Annotated in this window: 15 protein-coding genes; 9 read left to right on the top strand and 6 right to left on the bottom strand. The window is 64.8% G+C overall.

Annotation, left to right across the window (positions count from 1 at the left end; all coding sequences use genetic code 11):
• Nucleotides 1–55: 55 nt before the first annotated feature.
• A complete protein-coding gene (locus L0U83_RS20590) occupies nucleotides 56–346 on the bottom strand; it encodes a hypothetical protein (protein WP_233885839.1) in 291 nt (96 codons plus the stop codon).
• Between the two features lie 161 nt (nucleotides 347–507).
• Between L0U83_RS20590 and L0U83_RS20595 the strand changes: the two genes are divergently transcribed.
• The 3 genes from L0U83_RS20595 to L0U83_RS20605 all read left to right on the top strand — a co-directional run bounded on the left by L0U83_RS20595 (nucleotide 508) and on the right by L0U83_RS20605 (nucleotide 6,842).
• On the top strand, nucleotides 508–2,637 hold the full coding sequence (locus tag L0U83_RS20595; RefSeq protein ID WP_233885841.1) for a phosphocholine-specific phospholipase C: 2,130 nt from the start codon (nucleotides 508–510) through the stop codon (nucleotides 2,635–2,637).
• 309 nt (nucleotides 2,638–2,946) lie between these two features.
• The gene (locus L0U83_RS20600; protein ID WP_233885843.1) at nucleotides 2,947–5,187 is read left to right on the top strand and encodes a TonB-dependent siderophore receptor; all 2,241 of its coding nucleotides are present in this window, start codon (nucleotides 2,947–2,949) and stop codon (nucleotides 5,185–5,187) included.
• Between the two features lie 212 nt (nucleotides 5,188–5,399).
• A complete protein-coding gene (locus tag L0U83_RS20605; protein WP_233885845.1) occupies nucleotides 5,400–6,842 on the top strand; it encodes an NAD-dependent succinate-semialdehyde dehydrogenase in 1,443 nt (480 codons plus the stop codon).
• 32 nt (nucleotides 6,843–6,874) lie between these two features.
• On the opposite strand, the gene L0U83_RS20610 is transcribed toward L0U83_RS20605, so the two are convergent.
• The gene (locus L0U83_RS20610; protein ID WP_233885848.1) at nucleotides 6,875–7,273 is read right to left on the bottom strand and encodes a GFA family protein; all 399 of its coding nucleotides are present in this window, start codon (nucleotides 7,271–7,273) and stop codon (nucleotides 6,875–6,877) included.
• A 222-nt stretch (nucleotides 7,274–7,495) separates the two neighbouring features.
• Between L0U83_RS20610 and L0U83_RS20615 the strand changes: the two genes are divergently transcribed.
• Entirely contained in the window at nucleotides 7,496–8,554 is a 1,059-nt protein-coding gene (locus L0U83_RS20615; RefSeq protein ID WP_233885849.1) for a catalase family peroxidase, read from the top strand.
• Nucleotides 8,551–9,108: a cytochrome b gene (locus L0U83_RS20620; RefSeq protein WP_233885851.1), complete on the top strand. Its 558-nt coding sequence runs from the start codon at nucleotides 8,551–8,553 to the stop codon at nucleotides 9,106–9,108. Before L0U83_RS20615 ends, L0U83_RS20620 begins: the two co-directional genes overlap by 4 nt.
• Nucleotides 9,109–9,144: 36 nt before the next feature.
• Here the strand turns inward: L0U83_RS20620 and kdgT are convergent, their stop codons facing one another.
• Nucleotides 9,145–10,161: a 2-keto-3-deoxygluconate transporter gene (gene kdgT / locus L0U83_RS20625; RefSeq protein WP_233885853.1), complete on the bottom strand. Its 1,017-nt coding sequence runs from the start codon at nucleotides 10,159–10,161 to the stop codon at nucleotides 9,145–9,147.
• 263 nt (nucleotides 10,162–10,424) lie between these two features.
• Between kdgT and kdgR the strand changes: the two genes are divergently transcribed.
• Nucleotides 10,425–11,246, top strand: coding sequence for a DNA-binding transcriptional regulator KdgR (gene kdgR, locus L0U83_RS20630; protein ID WP_233885855.1), 822 nt, complete (start codon nucleotides 10,425–10,427; stop codon nucleotides 11,244–11,246).
• On the opposite strand, the gene L0U83_RS20635 is transcribed toward kdgR, so the two are convergent.
• From L0U83_RS20635 to L0U83_RS20645, 3 genes are read right to left on the bottom strand one after another with little or no spacing between them, the layout of a single operon-like run.
• Entirely contained in the window at nucleotides 11,243–12,748 is a 1,506-nt protein-coding gene (locus L0U83_RS20635) for an efflux transporter outer membrane subunit (RefSeq protein WP_233885856.1), read from the bottom strand. The genes kdgR and L0U83_RS20635 overlap by 4 nt on opposite strands.
• A gap of 16 nt (nucleotides 12,749–12,764) precedes the next feature.
• The gene (locus tag L0U83_RS20640) at nucleotides 12,765–14,354 is read right to left on the bottom strand and encodes an MDR family MFS transporter (protein WP_373321072.1); all 1,590 of its coding nucleotides are present in this window, start codon (nucleotides 14,352–14,354) and stop codon (nucleotides 12,765–12,767) included.
• A complete protein-coding gene (locus L0U83_RS20645; protein WP_233885860.1) occupies nucleotides 14,347–15,483 on the bottom strand; it encodes an HlyD family secretion protein in 1,137 nt (378 codons plus the stop codon). Before L0U83_RS20645 ends, L0U83_RS20640 begins: the two co-directional genes overlap by 8 nt.
• A 95-nt stretch (nucleotides 15,484–15,578) precedes the next feature.
• Between L0U83_RS20645 and L0U83_RS20650 the strand changes: the two genes are divergently transcribed.
• The 3 genes from L0U83_RS20650 to L0U83_RS20660 all read left to right on the top strand — a co-directional run bounded on the left by L0U83_RS20650 (nucleotide 15,579) and on the right by L0U83_RS20660 (nucleotide 17,717).
• Nucleotides 15,579–16,301, top strand: coding sequence for a CerR family C-terminal domain-containing protein (locus tag L0U83_RS20650; RefSeq protein ID WP_233885862.1), 723 nt, complete (start codon nucleotides 15,579–15,581; stop codon nucleotides 16,299–16,301).
• Between the two features lie 112 nt (nucleotides 16,302–16,413).
• A complete protein-coding gene (locus L0U83_RS20655; RefSeq protein ID WP_233885864.1) occupies nucleotides 16,414–17,049 on the top strand; it encodes a LysE family translocator in 636 nt (211 codons plus the stop codon).
• A 101-nt stretch (nucleotides 17,050–17,150) separates the two neighbouring features.
• Nucleotides 17,151–17,717, top strand: a complete 567-nt coding sequence (locus L0U83_RS20660) for a TetR/AcrR family transcriptional regulator (RefSeq protein WP_233885866.1) — start codon at nucleotides 17,151–17,153, stop codon at nucleotides 17,715–17,717.
• Nucleotides 17,718–17,860 lie beyond the last annotated feature (143 nt).

Genomic DNA, 17,860 nt, shown 5'->3' on the forward strand with positions numbered 1-17,860 from the left:
CGACCGCGGCTATCGTTGTACTCGCAACCATCATGCTCGATGCATGCGGCCCGGGCTACGGCTCGTCGGCGGCTTCGTCGACGCCGGATGCATCGGAAAACCAGAGCGCCGCGGCGACATCGCAATCGCCATTGGCGAATAGCGCTCGCATCACGCCGTTGCCAACGCCCGACACGAACACGTCGGCGAACGGCTCAATGAACACGTCCGCGAACGCTTCGGCGAACCCGAGCGCGATACCCGCATACGGCGCGAACGCGGCACCCGCCACGAACACGGCGAACGACCCCGTGCAAGGCGCGCAGGCCAGCGTTGCCGCCGACAGCGACCAGGTCACGCCGGTCATGAGTTACGCGCCTGGCGACAGCGCGCAGACCCAGGCCAGCAACGGCAACGACTCCAGCAGTTCAGCAACGTCCAGCCATTGAAGCACTGCACCCTGTGTGCACCTGTGCCAGTACACCGTCCGGCACGACACTCCAACCTCAAGCAGAAAGGTGAGCAACAATGACGTCAAACAGCCGTCGCCGTTTCCTGCAGACCGTCGCGCAGTCGGGCGCCGCCGCCGCAGCGATGACCGTTCTTCCCGAATCGATCCGCAATGCGCTGGCCATTCCGGCCAATTCGCGCACCGGTACGATCCGCGATGTCGAGCACATCGTCGTGTTCATGCAGGAGAACCGTTCGTTCGACCACTACTTCGGCCATATGCGCGGCGTGCGCGGCTATAACGACCGTCTGCCGATTCCGCTGCCGGGCGGCCTGCCGGTGTGGTATCAGCCGTCGAAGGAAGATGCCACGAAGCCCGTGCTGCCGTTCCACCTCGACACGTTCAAGACGAGCGCGCAATGCGTGGGCGACCTCGACCACTCGTGGTACCCCACTCAGTACGCGATCAACAACGGTCTGTACAACCAGTGGCCGCAGTACAAGACCGACATGACGATGGGCTATTACCTGCGCGCGGACATTCCGTTCCACTACGCGCTGGCCGATGCCTTCACGGTGTGCGACAACTACTTCTGCTCGCTGCCGGGCCCGACGCACCCGAACCGCTCGTATCTCATGACAGGCATGGTCGATCCGACCGGCACGATGGGCGGCCCGCTGCTCGACAACAACGACTTCGTTGACGGCGACGTGCCGCCCACCTACCAGTTGCTTTCGTGGACGACCTACCCCGAGCGCCTGCAGGCCGCCGGCATTTCCTGGCAGATCTATCAGCAGGGCACGAACGGCAGCGACCCGCTGAACGGCAACTACGGCACGAACATCCTGCAGAACTTCGCGAACTTCATCAACGCGCAGCCCGGCTCGGCGCTCTACCAGCGCGCGCAAACGGTGCGCACCATCGCCGACCTGAAAAACGACGTACTCCAGAACAATTTGCCGCAAGTCTCGTGGTTGCTGCCGCCCGCGGCGTTCTCGGAGCACCCGAAGTACACGCCGGCCTATGGCGCGGAATACACCTCGCAGATCATCGAAGCGCTGACGTCGAACCCCGACGTGTGGAGCAAGACCGTGCTCTTCATCATGTATGACGAGAACGACGGCTTCTTCGACCATATCGTGCCGCCGCAGCCGCCCACGACGTCCACGCAGGGCAAGTCGACGGTGAGCGTGGACGGCGAGATCCATAACGTGGTCAACCCGCTGCGCGGCGGCAAGTACACCGCCGACGGCCTGCCCTATGGCCTCGGGCCGCGCGTGCCGATGACGGTCGTCTCGCCGTGGACCAAGGGCGGCTTCGTGTGCTCGCAGGTGTTCGACCACACGTCGGTGATCCGCTTCATCGAGGCGCGATTCGGCGTGCAGGAGCCCAACATCACGGCGTGGCGCCGTGCGGTGTGCGGCGACCTCACCACGTGCTTCGACTTCCGCACGCCCGACGCCACGATGCCCACGCTGCCGGATACGAGCAACTACATGACGCTCGCCGACAACCAGTGCTCGGCCAACTCGGCGCCCACCGTGCCGGCCACGCCGCTGCCGATCGACGCGCAGGAGCCCGGCGTGCGCTACGCGCGCGCGCTGCCCTACGAGCTTCATGTGAACGCGAAGCCCACCGCGCAGAACAACACGCTCTCGATCACGTTCGCGAACAAGGGCCGTCAGGGCGCGCACTTCTACGTGTACGGCACGAACCGCAGCGACGGCCCGTGGCGCTATACGGTGGAAGCCGGCAAGGCGCTCGACGACACGTGGGATCTGAGCGTGACGAACGGCGTCTACGCGTTCGAGGTGCATGGCCCGAACGGCTTCCTGCGCCGCTTCGCGGGCACGGCCGCGCAATCGGGTCCGGGCAAGTCCGGCCGCGCACCGGCGCCTGCCGTGACCGCGCACTACGACGTGGCCAACGGCAATCTCTTCCTCAAGTTCACGAACGCCGGCACTAGCGTCGCGCACCTCAACGTGACCGACAACGCCTATGGCGCACACGAGCGCAACGTGGTCGTACCGGCGGGCGGGTTCATCGAGGAACCCTGGATCCTCGCTTCGAGCCATCACTGGTATGACCTCACGGTCACGAGCCGCGACGATGCGACGTTCGCCTGGCGCTTCGCCGGACACATCGAGAACGGCCGGCCGAGCATCAGCGACCCCGCGGCCGTCGCACCGGTCACGAAGCTGAGCTGAGCCCAACGCAAGTCACGTCCTTACGATTTCTTTTCTGTTTCCCTGGTTGCGGCGCCTTCGGGCGCCGCTTTTTTTTTGCCAGTCTCCCCAGGCATTGTGGTTGGGCCGGCCCGTCCGAAACGCATAAAAGCGCCGTAAGCGCAAGGAATCGCGCCTCAAGATGCGGCAATTTCGCAACCTTACGGGTGGCTTTATGCTTTTTGTTGTAGATGCGAATCATTTGCATTACGATTTCGAGCGCTTTCAAGGCAGTTACACATCAAGACCACCTTTTCGCCGCATCTGTCGCGCTCAATCCATCAGAAGAACATGCACAATCCTGCCGCCGCCCGCCGCTCCCGTCTCGACACCGCTCGTTTCCGTTCATGCGCTCCGCTTGCTCGCCGTGCGCAACTCAGTGCCGCGCTGCTGGTGAGTGTCGGCGTCACGCTCACCACGCTTTCCACGTCCGGCTGGGCGCAGGAAAATGCCCAGGCGCAAGCGCAAGACAGCACGCAAAGCGGGAGCACCCAGGCCCTGCCGACCGTCAAGGTCAGCGCCGCGCGCGACAGTCAGGCGGCCTCGCCCGATCGCGTGAGCGCGGGCGCGCTCGGCAACCGCAGGCAGGTGGACACGCCGTTCTCGACCAACGTGGTGACGACGGAGGAAGGCAAGGATCGCCTCGCCTCAACGGCCAACGACCTCTTCAAGTACGACCCGGCCGTGACCGATGTCGGCAACAACATGACCGGCGAAAACTCGGCGTTCAGCATCCGCGGCCTGCCGGTCGACATGCTCAACGGCGTGAAGGTGGACGGCCAGAACTTCCCCTCGTGGGACACCGAGCTTTCACTCGAACAGTTCGAGCAGGTCGAGATGCTCAAGGGGCTTTCGGGCTTCATGTACGGCTTCAGCAACCCGGGCGGCATCGTCAACTACGTGCTCAAGCGCCCGACCGACGACCCGTACCGCAGCTTCTCGATCGGCTATCAGTCGGCGGGGGTGTTTAGCCAAAAGATCGACCTGGGCGGCCGCTTCGGCCCGGACAAGCAGTTCGGCTATCGCCTCAATCTCGTGAACGAAGACGGCAACACCGCCGAAGCGAATGGTCACGTGCGCCGCCAGGTGGCATCGCTTGCGCTCGACTATCGCATCACGCCGGACCTCACGTGGACGGTCGACGCGTTCTACCAGAAGCGCAAGACCACCGGCACGCTGTTCGGCATCTACTTTGGCTCCGATGAGAACGGCAATCCGCTGGGCATTCCCGACGCGAGCAAAGTCACGCGCCAGCTCACGCAGCCGCAAAACTGGTACGAAACGGAGATCGCCTCGTTCGGCACCGGGCTCGACTATCGCTTCTCGGAGAACTGGCACGCGAATATCAAGTACCGTTTCGCCAAGGAAAACCGCTACAACTCGGACAGCCTGCTCTCCGTCTTCAACACGCAGGGCGATTACTACAACACGCTGTATGCCGCGTTGACGCGCTACTTCTATCAAAACGTCGATGCGAACGTGCAGGGCAAGTTCAACACCGGTCCGTTCAAGCACGACGTGGTGGTGGGCGCAAGCTATCAGAGCCAGCAAAACGAATACGACAACAGCGAAGGCTGGAACGACGGCTATTCCCTCGGCATCGGCAACATCTACGGCAGCACGCTGCTCACGAACGACGCGGTGCATATCGGCGAGAACCTGTACCGCCACGAGATCACCACGCAAACCGCGCTCTATGCGAGCGACACCGTGCAACTCACTTCGCGCCTCTCCGCGCTGCTCGGTCTGCGCTATACGCAGTTCCGCGACACTACCTACAACCCCGATCAGTCGCAGGCGTCGAGCTATAGCGCGAACCCGGTCACGCCAACCGCCGCGCTCATGTTCAAGCTCGACCCGAATTCGACGCTCTATGCGAGCTATGTCGAAGGCCTGCAGCAAGGCGGCGCGGCGAGCAACACGAACGTCAACTATCCGCAGACCTACGGCCCGCTCAAGAGCAAGCAATATGAAGTGGGCTTCAAGGCCGACCATCGCGACTGGGGCGCCAACCTCGCGCTGTTCCGCGTCGATCAGGGCTACGAGTACACCAATACGGCGAACGTCTTCGTGCAGAGCGGCACGAAGCGCTACGACGGCGTGGACGCGAGCGGCTGGCTGCAACTCGCCAACGACTGGCGCGTGCTGGGCGGCGTGATGTGGCTGGACGCGAAGGCCGTGGACGTGGACGACCCGAGCGTGGAGGGCAAGCGCGTGTACGCCACGCCACGCTTCACGCTCACGGCCCGCGTGGAATACAACCCGTCGTACCTGCGCGCGCTCACGGTCGCGTTCGGCGGCAAATATGTCGGCAATATGGCCGTCGATGCCGCGAACACGCAGTTCGTCCCCGCCTATACGACGTGGGATCTGAGCGCGAAATACGAAACGCAGGTGGCCGGCAAGGACGTCACACTGCGTGCGGGCGTGAACAACCTGTTCAACCGCCGTTACTGGACCGCGGCGTGGGGCTATTACGTGATGCCGTCCGCCACGCGCACCTTCGTTGCCAACGCAACGCTCGAATTTTGATCCGAATTTTCTAGATTGATCCGTTCATTCTCATACTGTGGGTTAAAAAGGGCCAATGTCTCCAGACGTTGGCCCTTTCCTTTTTCACGCCCTGCAGCAACTGCGATCCAGTGGCACAATGGGCGCTCCGCATTTTCCGGCTCCCGCCTGCGCGCATTGCCGCGCGCGCGGCGAGAGCCTGTCGTTGAACCGTTGAAAAGGATCGTCCCATCATGAGTTCCAGCGTGAAGCCCTATCCCAACACCCAGATCTACATCGACGGCGCATGGCGCGCCGGCGCGAAGACGATCGCTGTGATCGACCCCGCGACCGAAGCGGAAATCGGCCGCCTGAGCCTCGCGAGCGAGCAGGACCTTTCCGATGCCGCCACCGCAGCCGAGCGCGCCTTCCGCGAATGGCGCAAGGTCTCGCCGCTCGAACGCAGCAAGCTCATGCGCCGCGCCGCGCAACTGCTGCGCGATCGCGCCGACGACATCGCCGCGATCATGACGCGTGAGCAGGGCAAGCCGTTTGGCGAAGCGAAGCTCGAAACGCTCGCGGGCGGCGACACGATCGACTGGTTCGCCGAAGAAGGCCGCCGCACCTATGGCCGCGTGATCCCGTCGCGCTCGGACGCCGTTCGCCAGATCGTCACGCGCGAGCCGGTGGGCCCGGTCGCCGCGTTCACGCCGTGGAACTTCCCGCTCAACCAGGCCGTGCGCAAGGTGTCGGCGGCGCTCGCCTCGGGCTGTACCGTCGTGCTCAAGGGACCGGAAGAAACGCCGGCCAGCTGCGCCGAACTCGTGAAGGTGTTCGCCGACGCGGGCCTGCCCGCAGGCGTGCTGAACCTCGTGTTCGGCGTGCCTTCGGAAGTGTCGTCGTACCTGATCGCGCATCCGGCGATCCGCAAGATCTCGTTCACGGGCTCGACGCCGGTGGGCAAGCTACTCGCCTCGAAGGCCGGCGAGCACATGAAGCGCGCCACGATGGAACTGGGCGGCCACGCCCCGGCCATCGTGTTCGCCGACGCCGACGTGCCGCGCGCCGCGAAGCTGCTCGCGAGCGCCAAGTTCCGCAACGCGGGGCAGGTCTGCATCTCGCCCACGCGCTTCATGGTGGAAGACGCCGCCTACGACGAGTTCGTCGAGCACTTCGTCGCGACGACGCGCGCGATCAAGGTCGGCAACGGTCTCGAAGACGGCGTGCAGATGGGCCCGCTCGCAAACGACCGCCGCCTCGCGGCAATGGAACGGCTCGTCGCCGACGCGCGCGAACAGGGCGCGAAGGTGCTGACGGGCGGTGAACGCGTGGGCCGCGAAGGCTACTTCTTCGCGCCGACCGTGCTCACCGACGTGCCGCTTTCGGCGCGCATCATGAACGAAGAGCCGTTCGGCCCGATCGCGCCGATCTCGCGTTTCTCGAGCTACAAGGACGCGATCGCCGAAGCGAACCGTCTGCCGTACGGTCTCGCCGCGTATGCCTACACGCGTTCGAGCGCGACTTCGGCGGCACTCTCCGACGACGTGGAAACCGGCATGCTGTCGATCAACCACCACGGCCTCGCCCTGCCGGAAACGCCGTTCGGCGGCGTGAAGGATTCGGGTTACGGCTCGGAAGGCGGCAGCGAAGCGATGGAAGCCTATCTCGTCACGAAGTTCGTTTCCGAGCATCGTTGATCGCTTCACGCTGAAACACGCTTTCCGGCCGCTTATGGTCCGGGAAGCGCGTGCGGATATTGCGGCAAGCCGTCCGCGAGTTGCACCCAGGCCAGTTTTTGCGAGGTCCAGGTGTGATTGTCGGGCGGCGCGTCGTCGGGGCGATCGAGGGTGCCCGTCGCCACGTCGATCTCTCCCGCGAACGCCGCATGCCGGTAAGTGAGCGGCGTGCCGCAGTCGGCGCAGAACGCGCGCTCGACACCCGGACTCGACACATGCGTTTTCGTTGCGCCCGCAACGAACCGGAACGCGCTCCACGGCACGCTGATCCAGCCGACGAACGGCGCTCCCGAAGCACGCCGGCAATCCACGCAATGGCACACCGTGCTGCCAATCGGCGCAGCCTGGATCTGATAGCGGACCTTGCCGCATAAACAGCCGCCAGTCAGCATCGCTCTCTCCTTCGGACATCTATGCTGGTCAACACGTTCAGCGCCGCAAACACGCCGTCCGAGCATCGTTGCACGATTTCGCTTCGCACATGGAATAAAACGCAGTGACGTGTTGTTGACGCCAGTAACGTCCCTCAGGCCATCGACTGGATCCATCATGCACACACTCGCACACTTTTCGCTTTCGCTTGCGTTGCAGCGCGCGCGCACGGGAGCACGCCCGTGAAGCGCGCCTCGATCTGCGTGCCATGCCGGCTCGCGGCCATTGCGGCGGTGGTGGGTTGCGCGGGCGCCGCATTTGCATGGACAGCCGGCTGGCTCACGCCGACGCGCCTCACCGCGCCGCATATCATCAACACGTTCGAGTCGAACTACGGTATCCACGCGGGCTATCGGCGCAATCACGCCAAGGGGCTCTGCGTGGAAGGCTGGTTCGATAGCAACGGCAACGGCGCGCAGATCTCGCGAGCGGCCGTATTCGCGCCGGGACGCACACCCGTGATCGGACGCTTCGCCATTCCCGGCAGCAACCCCGCCGCGCCCGACGCGAGCACGCCCGTGCGCAGCATGGCGCTGCTCTTCCAGTTGCAGGACGGCGAGCAGTGGCGCACCGGCATGAATTCCGTTCCGATCTTTGTCGTTCGTACCCCGAAGCAGTTCTATAGCCAACTGGTCGCCTCGAAACCGGATCCAGCAACGGGCAAGCCCGACCCCGCGAAACTCGACGCCTTTTTCCAGGCGAACCCGGAAACGCTGCCGTTCCGCAACTGGCTGAAGGCGCACCCGCCCTCCTCCAGTTTCGCGAACACGGCGTTCTATAGCGTCAACGCGTTCATCGCAACCGATGCCGCAGGCAACCAGCGTGCAGTGCGCTGGCAGACCGTGCCCGAAGTCGCTTATGCGCCGCTAACGGCCGCAGAAAAGGCCGACCCGAATTTCCTGGCCGACGACTTTTCCACGCGCTTTGCGGCGGGTCCGCTGCGTTGGCATCTGGTGCTCACGGTCGCGGCGCCCGGCGACCCCACGAACGACGCCACGCAGGGATGGCCCGCGGACCGCCAGCAGATCGACGCCGGCACTCTGGTATTGCAGCGCGCCGAACCGCAAGCGAACGGCATGTGCCGCGACGTGAACTACGATCCGACCATCCTGCCCGATGGCCTGAAGCCTTCCGACGATCCTTTGCTCGCCGCCCGCTCGGCAGCGTATTCCGTTTCGTTCAATCGACGCACGCGTGAGGAAGCCAACCTCGCGCAAACGCATGGAGGCGCGCAGCCATGAAACAACCGGGTCGACACTTCAGCGCACTCCAGCGCCTCCTTCACTGGTCGATGGCAGTCCTGATCGTCACGATGCTGTTCGTGGGCGTGGGGATGGTCGCGACGGTCTCGCGGCTGCATGACGCCCTGCTCGCGCTCCATCGGCCGCTGGGTATCGCGCTGCTTGCGCTCGTGCTTCTGCGCCTCGTCGTACGGCTCACGCGCGGCGCGCCGGCCTTGCCCGCCGATCTGCCCACATGGCAGCGCCTTGGCGCGCACGCCTCGCACCTCGTGCTCTATGCGTTGATGGTCGCGATGCCGCTGATCGGCTGGTCGATGCTGTCCGCGGGCGGCTATCCCATCGTGATGTTCGGCGGCGTGCACTTGCCTGCGATCGTGCCGCATGACGTCACGCTCTACGCATGGCTGCGCGCCGCGCATACGTGGCTTGCCATGGCGCTCTACGCGACCGTTTTGCTGCATCTGGGGGCGGCGCTCTTTCACGCGCTCATTCGCCGCGATGGCGTGCTCGCCAGCATGGCGCGTGGCGAAGTGCGTGGGCAGCTACGTGGATGAAGCGAGGTTCCCGCGCGCGGGAACCTCGCCTGTGAATCAAACGTGGGCGTCGCGCCCGGCCACTGGCGGCACGGGCGGCTCCATGAGTTCCTGAAGCAGCGCATCGCGCGCGCTTTTGCGACGCACCCACAGCGCCGTGAGCATCGGCACGAGGATCGCGGTCACGAGGCACGCCGTGGCGACCATTGCGGTTGCCGCCGGCACGAGCGGCTTGAAACTCGGGATCATCTCCCCGATGATGGCCGGATTGGCGACCGCCGCGCCCGCCGTGGACGAAGCCGCGAGCCCCGCCGCGCCGTTGCCGCCCGCAATCAGGCGGTCAGCGAGAATCAGCGGAATGCCGGTGACGACGATCACGCCAAGCCCGAGCAACACACCCGGGATCCCGCTCGTGACGATCACGTTGAGATCGATGCCGTTGCCGAGCGCAAAACCGAAGAATGGAATGAGCGGATGGACGCAGCGGCCGAACAGTTCGCGCAGATCGCTGTCGAGATTGCCTAACGCAAACCCGATCAGAAACGGCAGCACGGCGCCCACAAAAAGCCGCGGCTCGAAAAAAGCCACGCCGGTCGCGCCGAGAATGAGCATGCTGACGAGCGGCCCCGACTCGATCGACATCAGTACGAACGCGCCCGCCTCTTCTTTCGTGCCGTATTGCTGCATCACGGCCGCATAGAGACCGCCGTTGGTCATGTCCATCGACGTCGTGATGGCGAGCACCGAGAGGCCGGCAAAGAGCCCGGCCTTCACGCCGTCAACGGGGATGAAGCGCGCTGCAATCAGCGTGGCGACCCAGGCCACGATCATCTTCGTGACGAGCAGCGTGCCGGACTTGCGCAGCACGGTGCCGGTCGCGCGCAGGTCGATGGTCGCGCCCATGCAGAAGAACCACACCGCGAGAATCGGAACGGTGCCGGTGATCAATCCATTGGTAAACGAACCAAAGTACTTGCCAGCGCCCGGCGCGAACGTATGAACACAGGCGCCGAGCAACAGCGGCACCAGCATCAGGCCGCCGGGTATGCGGTCTATCGCCTTCTTCAGCTTCATGCCTCCTCCGTGGACCTTGCATCCGCCGGATCGGCACATTGGTGCGGCCGGCTTTTTTCTCGCGGTGCTCCCTTTCCGGAAGACAGAATAGCAGCGTGAAAGGAACGCCGTTCCGATTTTTACGCTGGAAATTGTCAACGTTTACCCGCTGTTGATTCACTATTTGGACAGAGCGCTTGCCAAGCACGCTACGGCGTCGCAACATTTCCGGACCGACATTCCGAAAATGTGAATCTGCACACGCGCGGTCGCGGGAGCACACAATGAACGAAGCGGTCAGCAGTACGGAGAAAGGCGAATCGGTCTCGTCGATCGGCCGCGTCTTCGCGATCCTCGGCGCGCTGGGCGAGAACGGGCCGATCGGCATCAGCGAGCTTTCGCAGCGCCTCGCGCTTTCCAAAACCACCGTGCACCGCGTTCTGCAAACGCTGAAGGCGCTAGGCTATGTCGCGCAGGAAGTCGAAACCGACCGCTATCGTCTGACGATCCGGCTGTTCGAGCTGGGCGCGAAGGCGCTCGAAAGCGTCGACCTCGTGCGCGAGGCCGACATCGAAATGCGGCGTATCGCCCAGGCCACGCGCGAAGCGATTCACCTGGGCGCGTTCGACGAAGACGCGATCATCTACATCCACAAGATCGACTGCGACTACGGCCTGCGCATGCAGTCGCGCATCGGTCGGCGCAATCCGCTGCATAGCACCGCAATTGGCAAGGTGCTGCTCGCGTTCATGCCGCCCGCTGACGCGCAGGCGACGCTTTCGCATGTGGATTTCAGGAAGTCGACGCAAAAGACGCTCACTTCCGCCGATGCGGTATTAAACATACTCCCGCACGTGCGCGAACAAGGCTATGGCGAAGACAACGAGGAACAGGAAGATGGTTTGCAGTGCCTGGCAGTTCCGGTGTTCGACCGCTTCGGGCATGTGATCGCCGGCCTCTCGATCTCGTTTCCGACCATGCGCTGCGGCGCGGACACGAAAGCGCACTACGTCGCCCTGCTCAAGCGCGCGGGCGCGGCGATTTCGGCGCGGCTCGGCTATTGCGAGCCGGCCGCGCACGAGCCTGTGCCAGCCGAGCCCGGTTAGCCCGGCGTTACCGCTGCGGCGGCCGTGGCCGTCGTGGTGGTCTGCCAACCGAGCCCCAGACTCTTCTGCAGCGACACGAAGTCCTTCAGCAAATCGGCCTGACCCGACACCACGTTCTGCTGCGCCGTGAATTCGGTGCGCTGCGTGTCGAGCAGATCGACGAGGCTCGACGCCCCTGCGCGATAGCGCTGGCGCATGAGCGTCGCGGAGCGCTCGGCAGAAACCTGCACCTTCTGCAAGGTCACCAGATGCTCGCGCTGATAGCCATAGCGCGAGAGCGACGCGTTTGCGTCCTGCAGCGCCGCGAGCACCGCCTTCTCGTAGCGCGCCTCGGCTTCGTCGCGCGACGCTTCTGCGCCACGCACCGCGCCCAGCGTGCGCCCGAAGTCGAACAGATTCCACTGCAGATACGGCGCCCCGACCCAGCTGAAATTGCTCTTGCGGAACAGGTGCCCCGGCTCCGCCGCCGAAAAGCCGAGGTCGCCGAACAGCGTGAGCTTGGGCAGGAAGTCAGCCACGTGCTCGCCGATCTGCGCATTGCTCGAGGCGAGACGGCGCTCCGCCGCGCGAATGTCAGGGCGCTGCGCGAGCATCGTGGTGGGATCGCTTACAGGCACGCTTGCGGGCAGCGCGGGCAGCGGCTGCGCCGTGGCAAGCTCCGCGTCCAGCGCGCCAGGCGCCTTGCCTGTGAGCACCGCCAGTTGATCGAGCGATATTTCCACTTGCGCCGCCAGCGGCGTGATCGTGGAACGCGTGTTTTCCACCTGCGTGGTGAGCCGTTCGACGTCAACCTCGGCGGCGGTGCCGCCCGCGCGGCGCTGCTCGGTGAGCGTGAGCATCTCCTGCTGCAGTTGCGCCGTGCGCTGCGCGATGGCGAGGCGCTGCTGCTCGTCGCGCAGGTCGATGTAGGCTTGCGCGACTTCGGCTGCGAGCGATACCTGGGTGTCCGCAAGATCGGCGTTCACGGCATCGGCCTCATCGCTCGCCGCTTCCACGGCGCGGCGTGTGCCGCCGAACAGGTCGATTTCCCACGACGCATCGAAGCCCGCCGTGTAGAACGTAATCGGGCCGCCCCCCGAAGAAGCCCCCTGACCCGAGCTGCTGCCCGACGTCAACGCGCTCAGGTCCGGCTGGCGCATACGGATCGCCGCCGCGCTCGCGCCGACCTTCGGCAATTCGGCGGCGCGTTGCTGCTGCAGTTGCGCGCGCGAGGCGCGCAAACGCGCCTGCGCCGCGCGCACATCGGGATTGTGGGCGAGCGCCGCTTCGATCAGCGTGTTCAGTTGCGCATCGTTCAGCGCGAGCCACCATTGGCTCGGCGCACGCGTGGGTGTCACGCCTTGCGCGGGCGTGCGCAGGAATGAAGCGGCGTTCGCCGCTTCGGGTGCCACGGCCGGCGCGCCGCGATAGTCGGGGCCCACGGTGCAGGCGGCCAGCGCGCAGGCGGCAGTGAGCGCGCTCAGCGCGGCATAGGGGAATCGTGAGTAACGGGTTGCCGTCATGAGTCAGAGATAATCTTCAGTGGCCGGCAGACGACGCTTGCGCGCCGGGCTGCGGCTTCTTGAGCAGGAGCGCGAGCGGCACGCACGCCGCCAGCGCGATGCCGAGCACCCAGAATGTTTCGGAGTACGTGATGACCATCGCTTGCTGTGAGATCTGCGCCGCGATCTGGCCGAGCGCCTGCATCTGCGAGTGCGCCATGTCGCCCGTCTGCGTGAACCAGCTGGCCGCGCTTGCGGCCACACGTTCCTGGCCAATGATCGAATTGGCGCTGAGCGATTCGCGCAGCACGGCCGTATGGAACGCTTCGCGCCGGTCGATGAGCGTGCCGATGATCGCCAGGCCGACCGAGCCGCCCAGGTTGCGCGCCATGTTGTAGAGCCCGGCCGCGTCGCCGGAATCTTCGCGCGATACCGCCGCCATCGACGCCTGGTTGAGCGGCATCATCGCGAGCATCTGCGCCACGCCGCGAACGAGCTGCGACCACACGAAATCGTGGCCCACGCTCTGCGCCGTGAGCGAAGTATCGAGCATGCAGCTCAGCGTGAAGAGCAGCAGACCGGACACCACCAGGACACGAAAGTCCACTTTGCCTAGCAAGCGCGGCAGGATCGGCATGACGAGGAACGCGGGCACTCCCGAGAGCAGCATGATCGCGCCGGACTGCTGGGCGTTGTAGCCGGCAACGAGGCTCAGAAACTGCGGCAGCAGATACGAAATGCCGTAAAGCCCGGCCCCCACCGCGAACACGATGATGATCACGCTCGCATAGCGCGCATTGCGCATCAGCGAGAGCCGCAGAATGGGCTTTTTCGCGGTGAACTGCGAAAGCGCGATGAGCGCCATGCCCGCGAGCGAGACCCACGTGAGCGTGACGATGAAGTGCGACTCGAACCAGCGTTCGCGCTGCCCCTCTTCAAGCACGACGGTCAGCGAGCTAAGACCCACCGCCAGCCCGATAATGCCGAGCCAGTCCGCCTTGAGAAAGGCTTCCCAGTGCGGCCGGTCCGGTTCGAGCCCAACGAGCAGCAGCGTGATGAGCGCGATGCACACCGGCAAGTTGATGAAGAAGCACCAGCTCCAGCTGATGTTCTCCGCAAGCCAGCCACCCACCACGGGCCCGAGCAGCGGGCCGAGCAGCACGATCAGGCCGAACACCGTCATGCCCACGGGCAGTTGCGAAAGCGGCAGGCGCGTGCGGATGATGGTCTGGCCGGTCGGGATCATCGCGCCGCCGGTGAAGCCCTGGCCAATGCGCCCGGCGATCATCATGCCAAGCGTATTCGACCAGCCGCACATCATCGAGAAGGCGATGAAGAGCGCCGAGTTCGCCAGCAGGAAGTTTCGCAGTCCGAACACACGCGTCAGCCACGCGGCAAGCGGAATCATCACGATCTCGGACATCAGATAGCCCGTGGATATCCATGTGCCTTCGGTGCCCGTCGCGCCAATTTGTCCCTGGATCTGCGGCAGCGCCGAGTTCGTGATGGAGATGTCGAGCGTCGCCATCAAGGCGCCGAGCGCGCCCGCCGCGACGGCGATCCAGTCGGCGACGCTCGCGCGCTCGCCATGCGGATGCGGCGCCGTTGCCGCAGCCGTATTAGCCACGGTGGTTCTCTTGATCGATACGGCGGTCGTCCTCACTCGCGGAGCGCGTGTCGACATCGACCGTCACCGACATGCCCGGCAGCAGCACGCTGCGCGTTTCAGGCCCGGTTTCGAGGCGGATGCGCACCGGCACGCGCTGCACGATCTTCGTGAAGTTGCCGGTCGCGTTCTCCGGCGGCAAGAGCGCGAACTGCGCGCCCGTGCCCGGCGAGAAGCTGTCCACCACGCCATGCAGCGTGTGGCCAGGCAGCGCGTCGACGTGCAGTTCCACGGGCTGGCCCGCGCGCATGCGGCCGATCTGCGTTTCCTTGAAGTTCGCCGTGAGGTAGGTGCGCTGCACCGGCACGACGGTCAGCATGCGCGTGCCCGGCTGCACGTACTGGCCCACGCGCACGGTGCGGTCGCCCACGCGGCCTGCAAGTGCGCTCTTCACTACGGTGTTGTCGAGGTCGAGTTGCGACTGCGCGGCGTTCGCACGCGCCGCCTCGAGCTGCGCGCGCGCCTGCGAGAGCTGCGCGTTCAGCGCCGAGATCTGCGAGCGTGCGGACGTGACGGCGGCAGCGTCGGCGGCGAGCGTGGCCTGTGCCTTGTCGCGTTCGCTCTTGAGTTCGGCAAGCCGCTCGGTCGTTTCCGCACCGGTGGCCGCGAGCGGCGCGTAGCGCGCTACTTCGTCGTTCGCGTGACGCAGACTCACCTGCGCGACTTCCTGCTGCGCCTGTGCCTGGGCGACGTTCGCCCGCTGCTGCTCGATCTGCGCCTGCGCATGCTCGATGTCCGCCGTGCGCGCGTCGATGGTGGCCTGTGCCTGGTCGAGCGCCACCTGATACTGGCGCGCGTCGAGCTTCACGAGCGGATCGCCCGCCTTCACGGCCTGGTTGTCGGCCACGTAGACGTCCGTTACATAGCCGCTCACCTTCGGAGCGATCGTCACACTGTCGGCCTGCAGATAGGCGTCGTCGGTGGATTCGATGAAGCGCCCGACGACCCACCAGTGGCCAAGCCACACCGCCGCGGCGACAAGCGCCGCGAGTCCCAGCAGGATCAGGATGGTTCGTTTCGCGCCGCTGCGTGCGGGCGCAGCGGCGGCGTCCGGCACGTCGCGCCCGGGCGCGCCTGCAGTCGTAGACATGTTGTTGTTTCTCAATTTATTCCAGTCGGCAAAATTATTCCACTTGGAAAAACTGTGTCAAGTGTTATATTTCGCAGGGATACGAAAGGAATTGCATGAGCGAAGGTAAGAAACTGCGACGTTCGCCCGAAGGAGGCTATGCGCGTGGCGACGAAACACGCCGCAAGATCATCGAGGCGGCGATCAGCCTGTTCGGGCAGCACGGCTTCGACGGCGCCTCCACGCGCGACATCGCCGCGCGCGCAGGCGTGAACGCGCCGGCGCTGCAGTATTACTTCGAGAACAAGGAAGGCCTCTACCGCGCCTGCGCGGAGTCGATCGCGGACGAGTCGTGGCAATCATTCGCGCCGGCCGTGGAGCGCGCGCGCGTTGCGCTCGACCGCAACGCGGACATCGAAACGCTGATCGACGCGTTCCTCGACATCCAGGCGGCCGTGGCCGATCGGACCTTCGTCAAGCAGCACGGGCCGGACCAGCGCCTCTTCTTCGCACGCGAACAGGGCGGCGGCGAGCCAGAGATCGGTTCGGAAATCCTGCGTGAGCGCGTGCGCTCGCCGCTGAACAACATCAATGTGGAACTGCTCGAGCGCATTACCGGCATACCGGCCCACGATCCGCTCACCGTGGTGCGCATGTTCAGCCTGTACGGGCAGTTTCTGCTCTTCTTCATCGCGCGCCGCTCCACGCTCACGATGCTCGGCTGGGACGACATCGACAGAGCGAAGGCCGACTTCCTGAAGGCGAGCATCGCAGAACAAACGCGTGTGCTGCTGCACCACTGGAATCGCGAGCGCGACAAGCACAATCACTCAGAATAACTAAGCACTATTCAGGCGGCAGGCACGATCCCGCGCCGCCATTGGGGAGCCCTCGCGACGCATCTCGGCGCGTGTTAGTGTTCGGGATTCCCTCCCGCATGGAGCCCACAACATGTCTCCCCTCGCCGCCGTTGCCAGTATTCTCCTCGCTGTTCTACTCGGGGCCATGAGCCCCGGCCCGAGCTTCGTGCTCGTCGCACGCAACTCGATCGGTTTATCGCGCCGTGACGGCGTCGCCACCGCGCTAGGCATGGGCACGGGTGCGATCTGCTTCGCGGGCATCGCGCTCGCCGGGCTCTACACCCTGCTCGCCACCGTTGCCTGGCTGTACGCCGCGTTGAAGATCGCGGGCGGAGCCTATCTGCTCTACATCGCTTCGCGCATCTGGCGCGGCGCCGGCACGCCGGTCACGGTAAGCCGGACGGCCGCACCGGGCGAGCGCCCCGGCAAGTCGTACTGGAGCGGCCTCACCACCCAGCTGAGCAACCCGAAAACGGCCATTGCCTATGGCGGCATCTTCGTTGCGCTCCTGCCGCATAACCCACCGCTGTGGTGCTACTTCGCGTTGCCGCCGCTCGTGTTCGCGATTGAAACCGGCTGGTACACCGTCGTCGCACTGTGCTTTTCGAGCCAGCGTCCGCGCGACGTCTATCTGCGCGCCAAAAGCTGGATCGACCGCATTGCGGCTGGCGCCATCGCGGCGCTGGGTCTGCGCCTCATCTTCAGCGCCGGGCATCGCGGCATCTGAGGCCACTGCACCGGACGCGGCCCAGCGGTCGCGCCCGGCGTCCCGGATTTTTTCGCATAAGATGCTTGACAATCTATCTTCCAGTAGATAAATTGGAGCCCATGGATACGAAGTTGACAGTGCGGGAGCAGGTTCTCGACCACGCCATCACCCTCATGATGCTGCGCGGCTACAACGGGTTCAGCTACCGTGACCTGTCGGAGCTGGTGGGCGTGAAAACGTCGAGCATCCACTATTACTTCCCGTCGAAAGACGACCTGGTGCTGGAAGCGGTGAGCCAGTACAGCGGCGAAGTCATGGCGGGATTGCAGTCGATCGACACAGCGCTCCCGGCACGCGAAAAGCTCGCTACGTACACGCGACTCTTCGGCAAGACGCTGGGGGACGGCAACCAGATCTGTCTGTGCGGCATGCTGGCCGCCGACATCGAGTCGCTGCCGGAAGCCGTGCGTCACGCTGTGCAGACGTTCTTCCGCGCCAACGAACACTGGCTGGCCGAGGTGCTGGCCCAGGGCGCGAAAGAAGGCACGCTGGTTGTAAGGGGCAAGCCCGAAAGCGCGGCCCGCACGTTGTTCGCGGCGTTGCAGGGCAGCGTGCTCGCGAGCCGGCTGTTCCATACGAAGTCGCGCCTCGAAGATGTCGAAGCGATGTGGTGCGTGGCGCAGTGAAGTATTTTTGCCCGTAATACGGGGCGGTTAGCCGCCTCTTTTATTAGCCCATTTGTTCTATCTTCTGATAGATAGCTATAAAGAGGAGCATCATGAACGTGTTTCGACGATCGGAAATCTATCTGGCAATAGATAGAGCGCAA

The organism is Paraburkholderia flagellata, from assembly GCF_021390645.1.
In the GTDB taxonomy this organism is placed as follows: domain Bacteria; phylum Pseudomonadota; class Gammaproteobacteria; order Burkholderiales; family Burkholderiaceae; genus Paraburkholderia; species Paraburkholderia flagellata.

Bases quoted from the DNA above. Each gene is read 5' to 3' on its own strand.
- L0U83_RS20590 (WP_233885839.1), bottom strand. From the start codon at position 346: ATGACCGGCGTGACCTGGTCGCTGTCGGCGGCAACGCTGGCCTGCGCG.
- L0U83_RS20595 (WP_233885841.1), top strand. From the start codon at position 508: ATGACGTCAAACAGCCGTCGCCGTTTCCTGCAGACCGTCGCGCAGTCG.
- L0U83_RS20600 (WP_233885843.1), top strand. From the start codon at position 2,947: ATGCACAATCCTGCCGCCGCCCGCCGCTCCCGTCTCGACACCGCTCGT.
- L0U83_RS20605 (WP_233885845.1), top strand. From the start codon at position 5,400: ATGAGTTCCAGCGTGAAGCCCTATCCCAACACCCAGATCTACATCGAC.
- L0U83_RS20610 (WP_233885848.1), bottom strand. From the start codon at position 7,273: ATGCTGACTGGCGGCTGTTTATGCGGCAAGGTCCGCTATCAGATCCAG.
- L0U83_RS20620 (WP_233885851.1), top strand. From the start codon at position 8,551: ATGAAACAACCGGGTCGACACTTCAGCGCACTCCAGCGCCTCCTTCAC.
- kdgT (WP_233885853.1), bottom strand. From the start codon at position 10,161: ATGAAGCTGAAGAAGGCGATAGACCGCATACCCGGCGGCCTGATGCTG.
- kdgR (WP_233885855.1), top strand. From the start codon at position 10,425: ATGAACGAAGCGGTCAGCAGTACGGAGAAAGGCGAATCGGTCTCGTCG.
- L0U83_RS20635 (WP_233885856.1), bottom strand. From the start codon at position 12,748: ATGACGGCAACCCGTTACTCACGATTCCCCTATGCCGCGCTGAGCGCG.
- L0U83_RS20645 (WP_233885860.1), bottom strand. From the start codon at position 15,483: ATGTCTACGACTGCAGGCGCGCCCGGGCGCGACGTGCCGGACGCCGCC.
- L0U83_RS20650 (WP_233885862.1), top strand. From the start codon at position 15,579: ATGAGCGAAGGTAAGAAACTGCGACGTTCGCCCGAAGGAGGCTATGCG.
- L0U83_RS20655 (WP_233885864.1), top strand. From the start codon at position 16,414: ATGTCTCCCCTCGCCGCCGTTGCCAGTATTCTCCTCGCTGTTCTACTC.
- L0U83_RS20660 (WP_233885866.1), top strand. From the start codon at position 17,151: ATGGATACGAAGTTGACAGTGCGGGAGCAGGTTCTCGACCACGCCATC.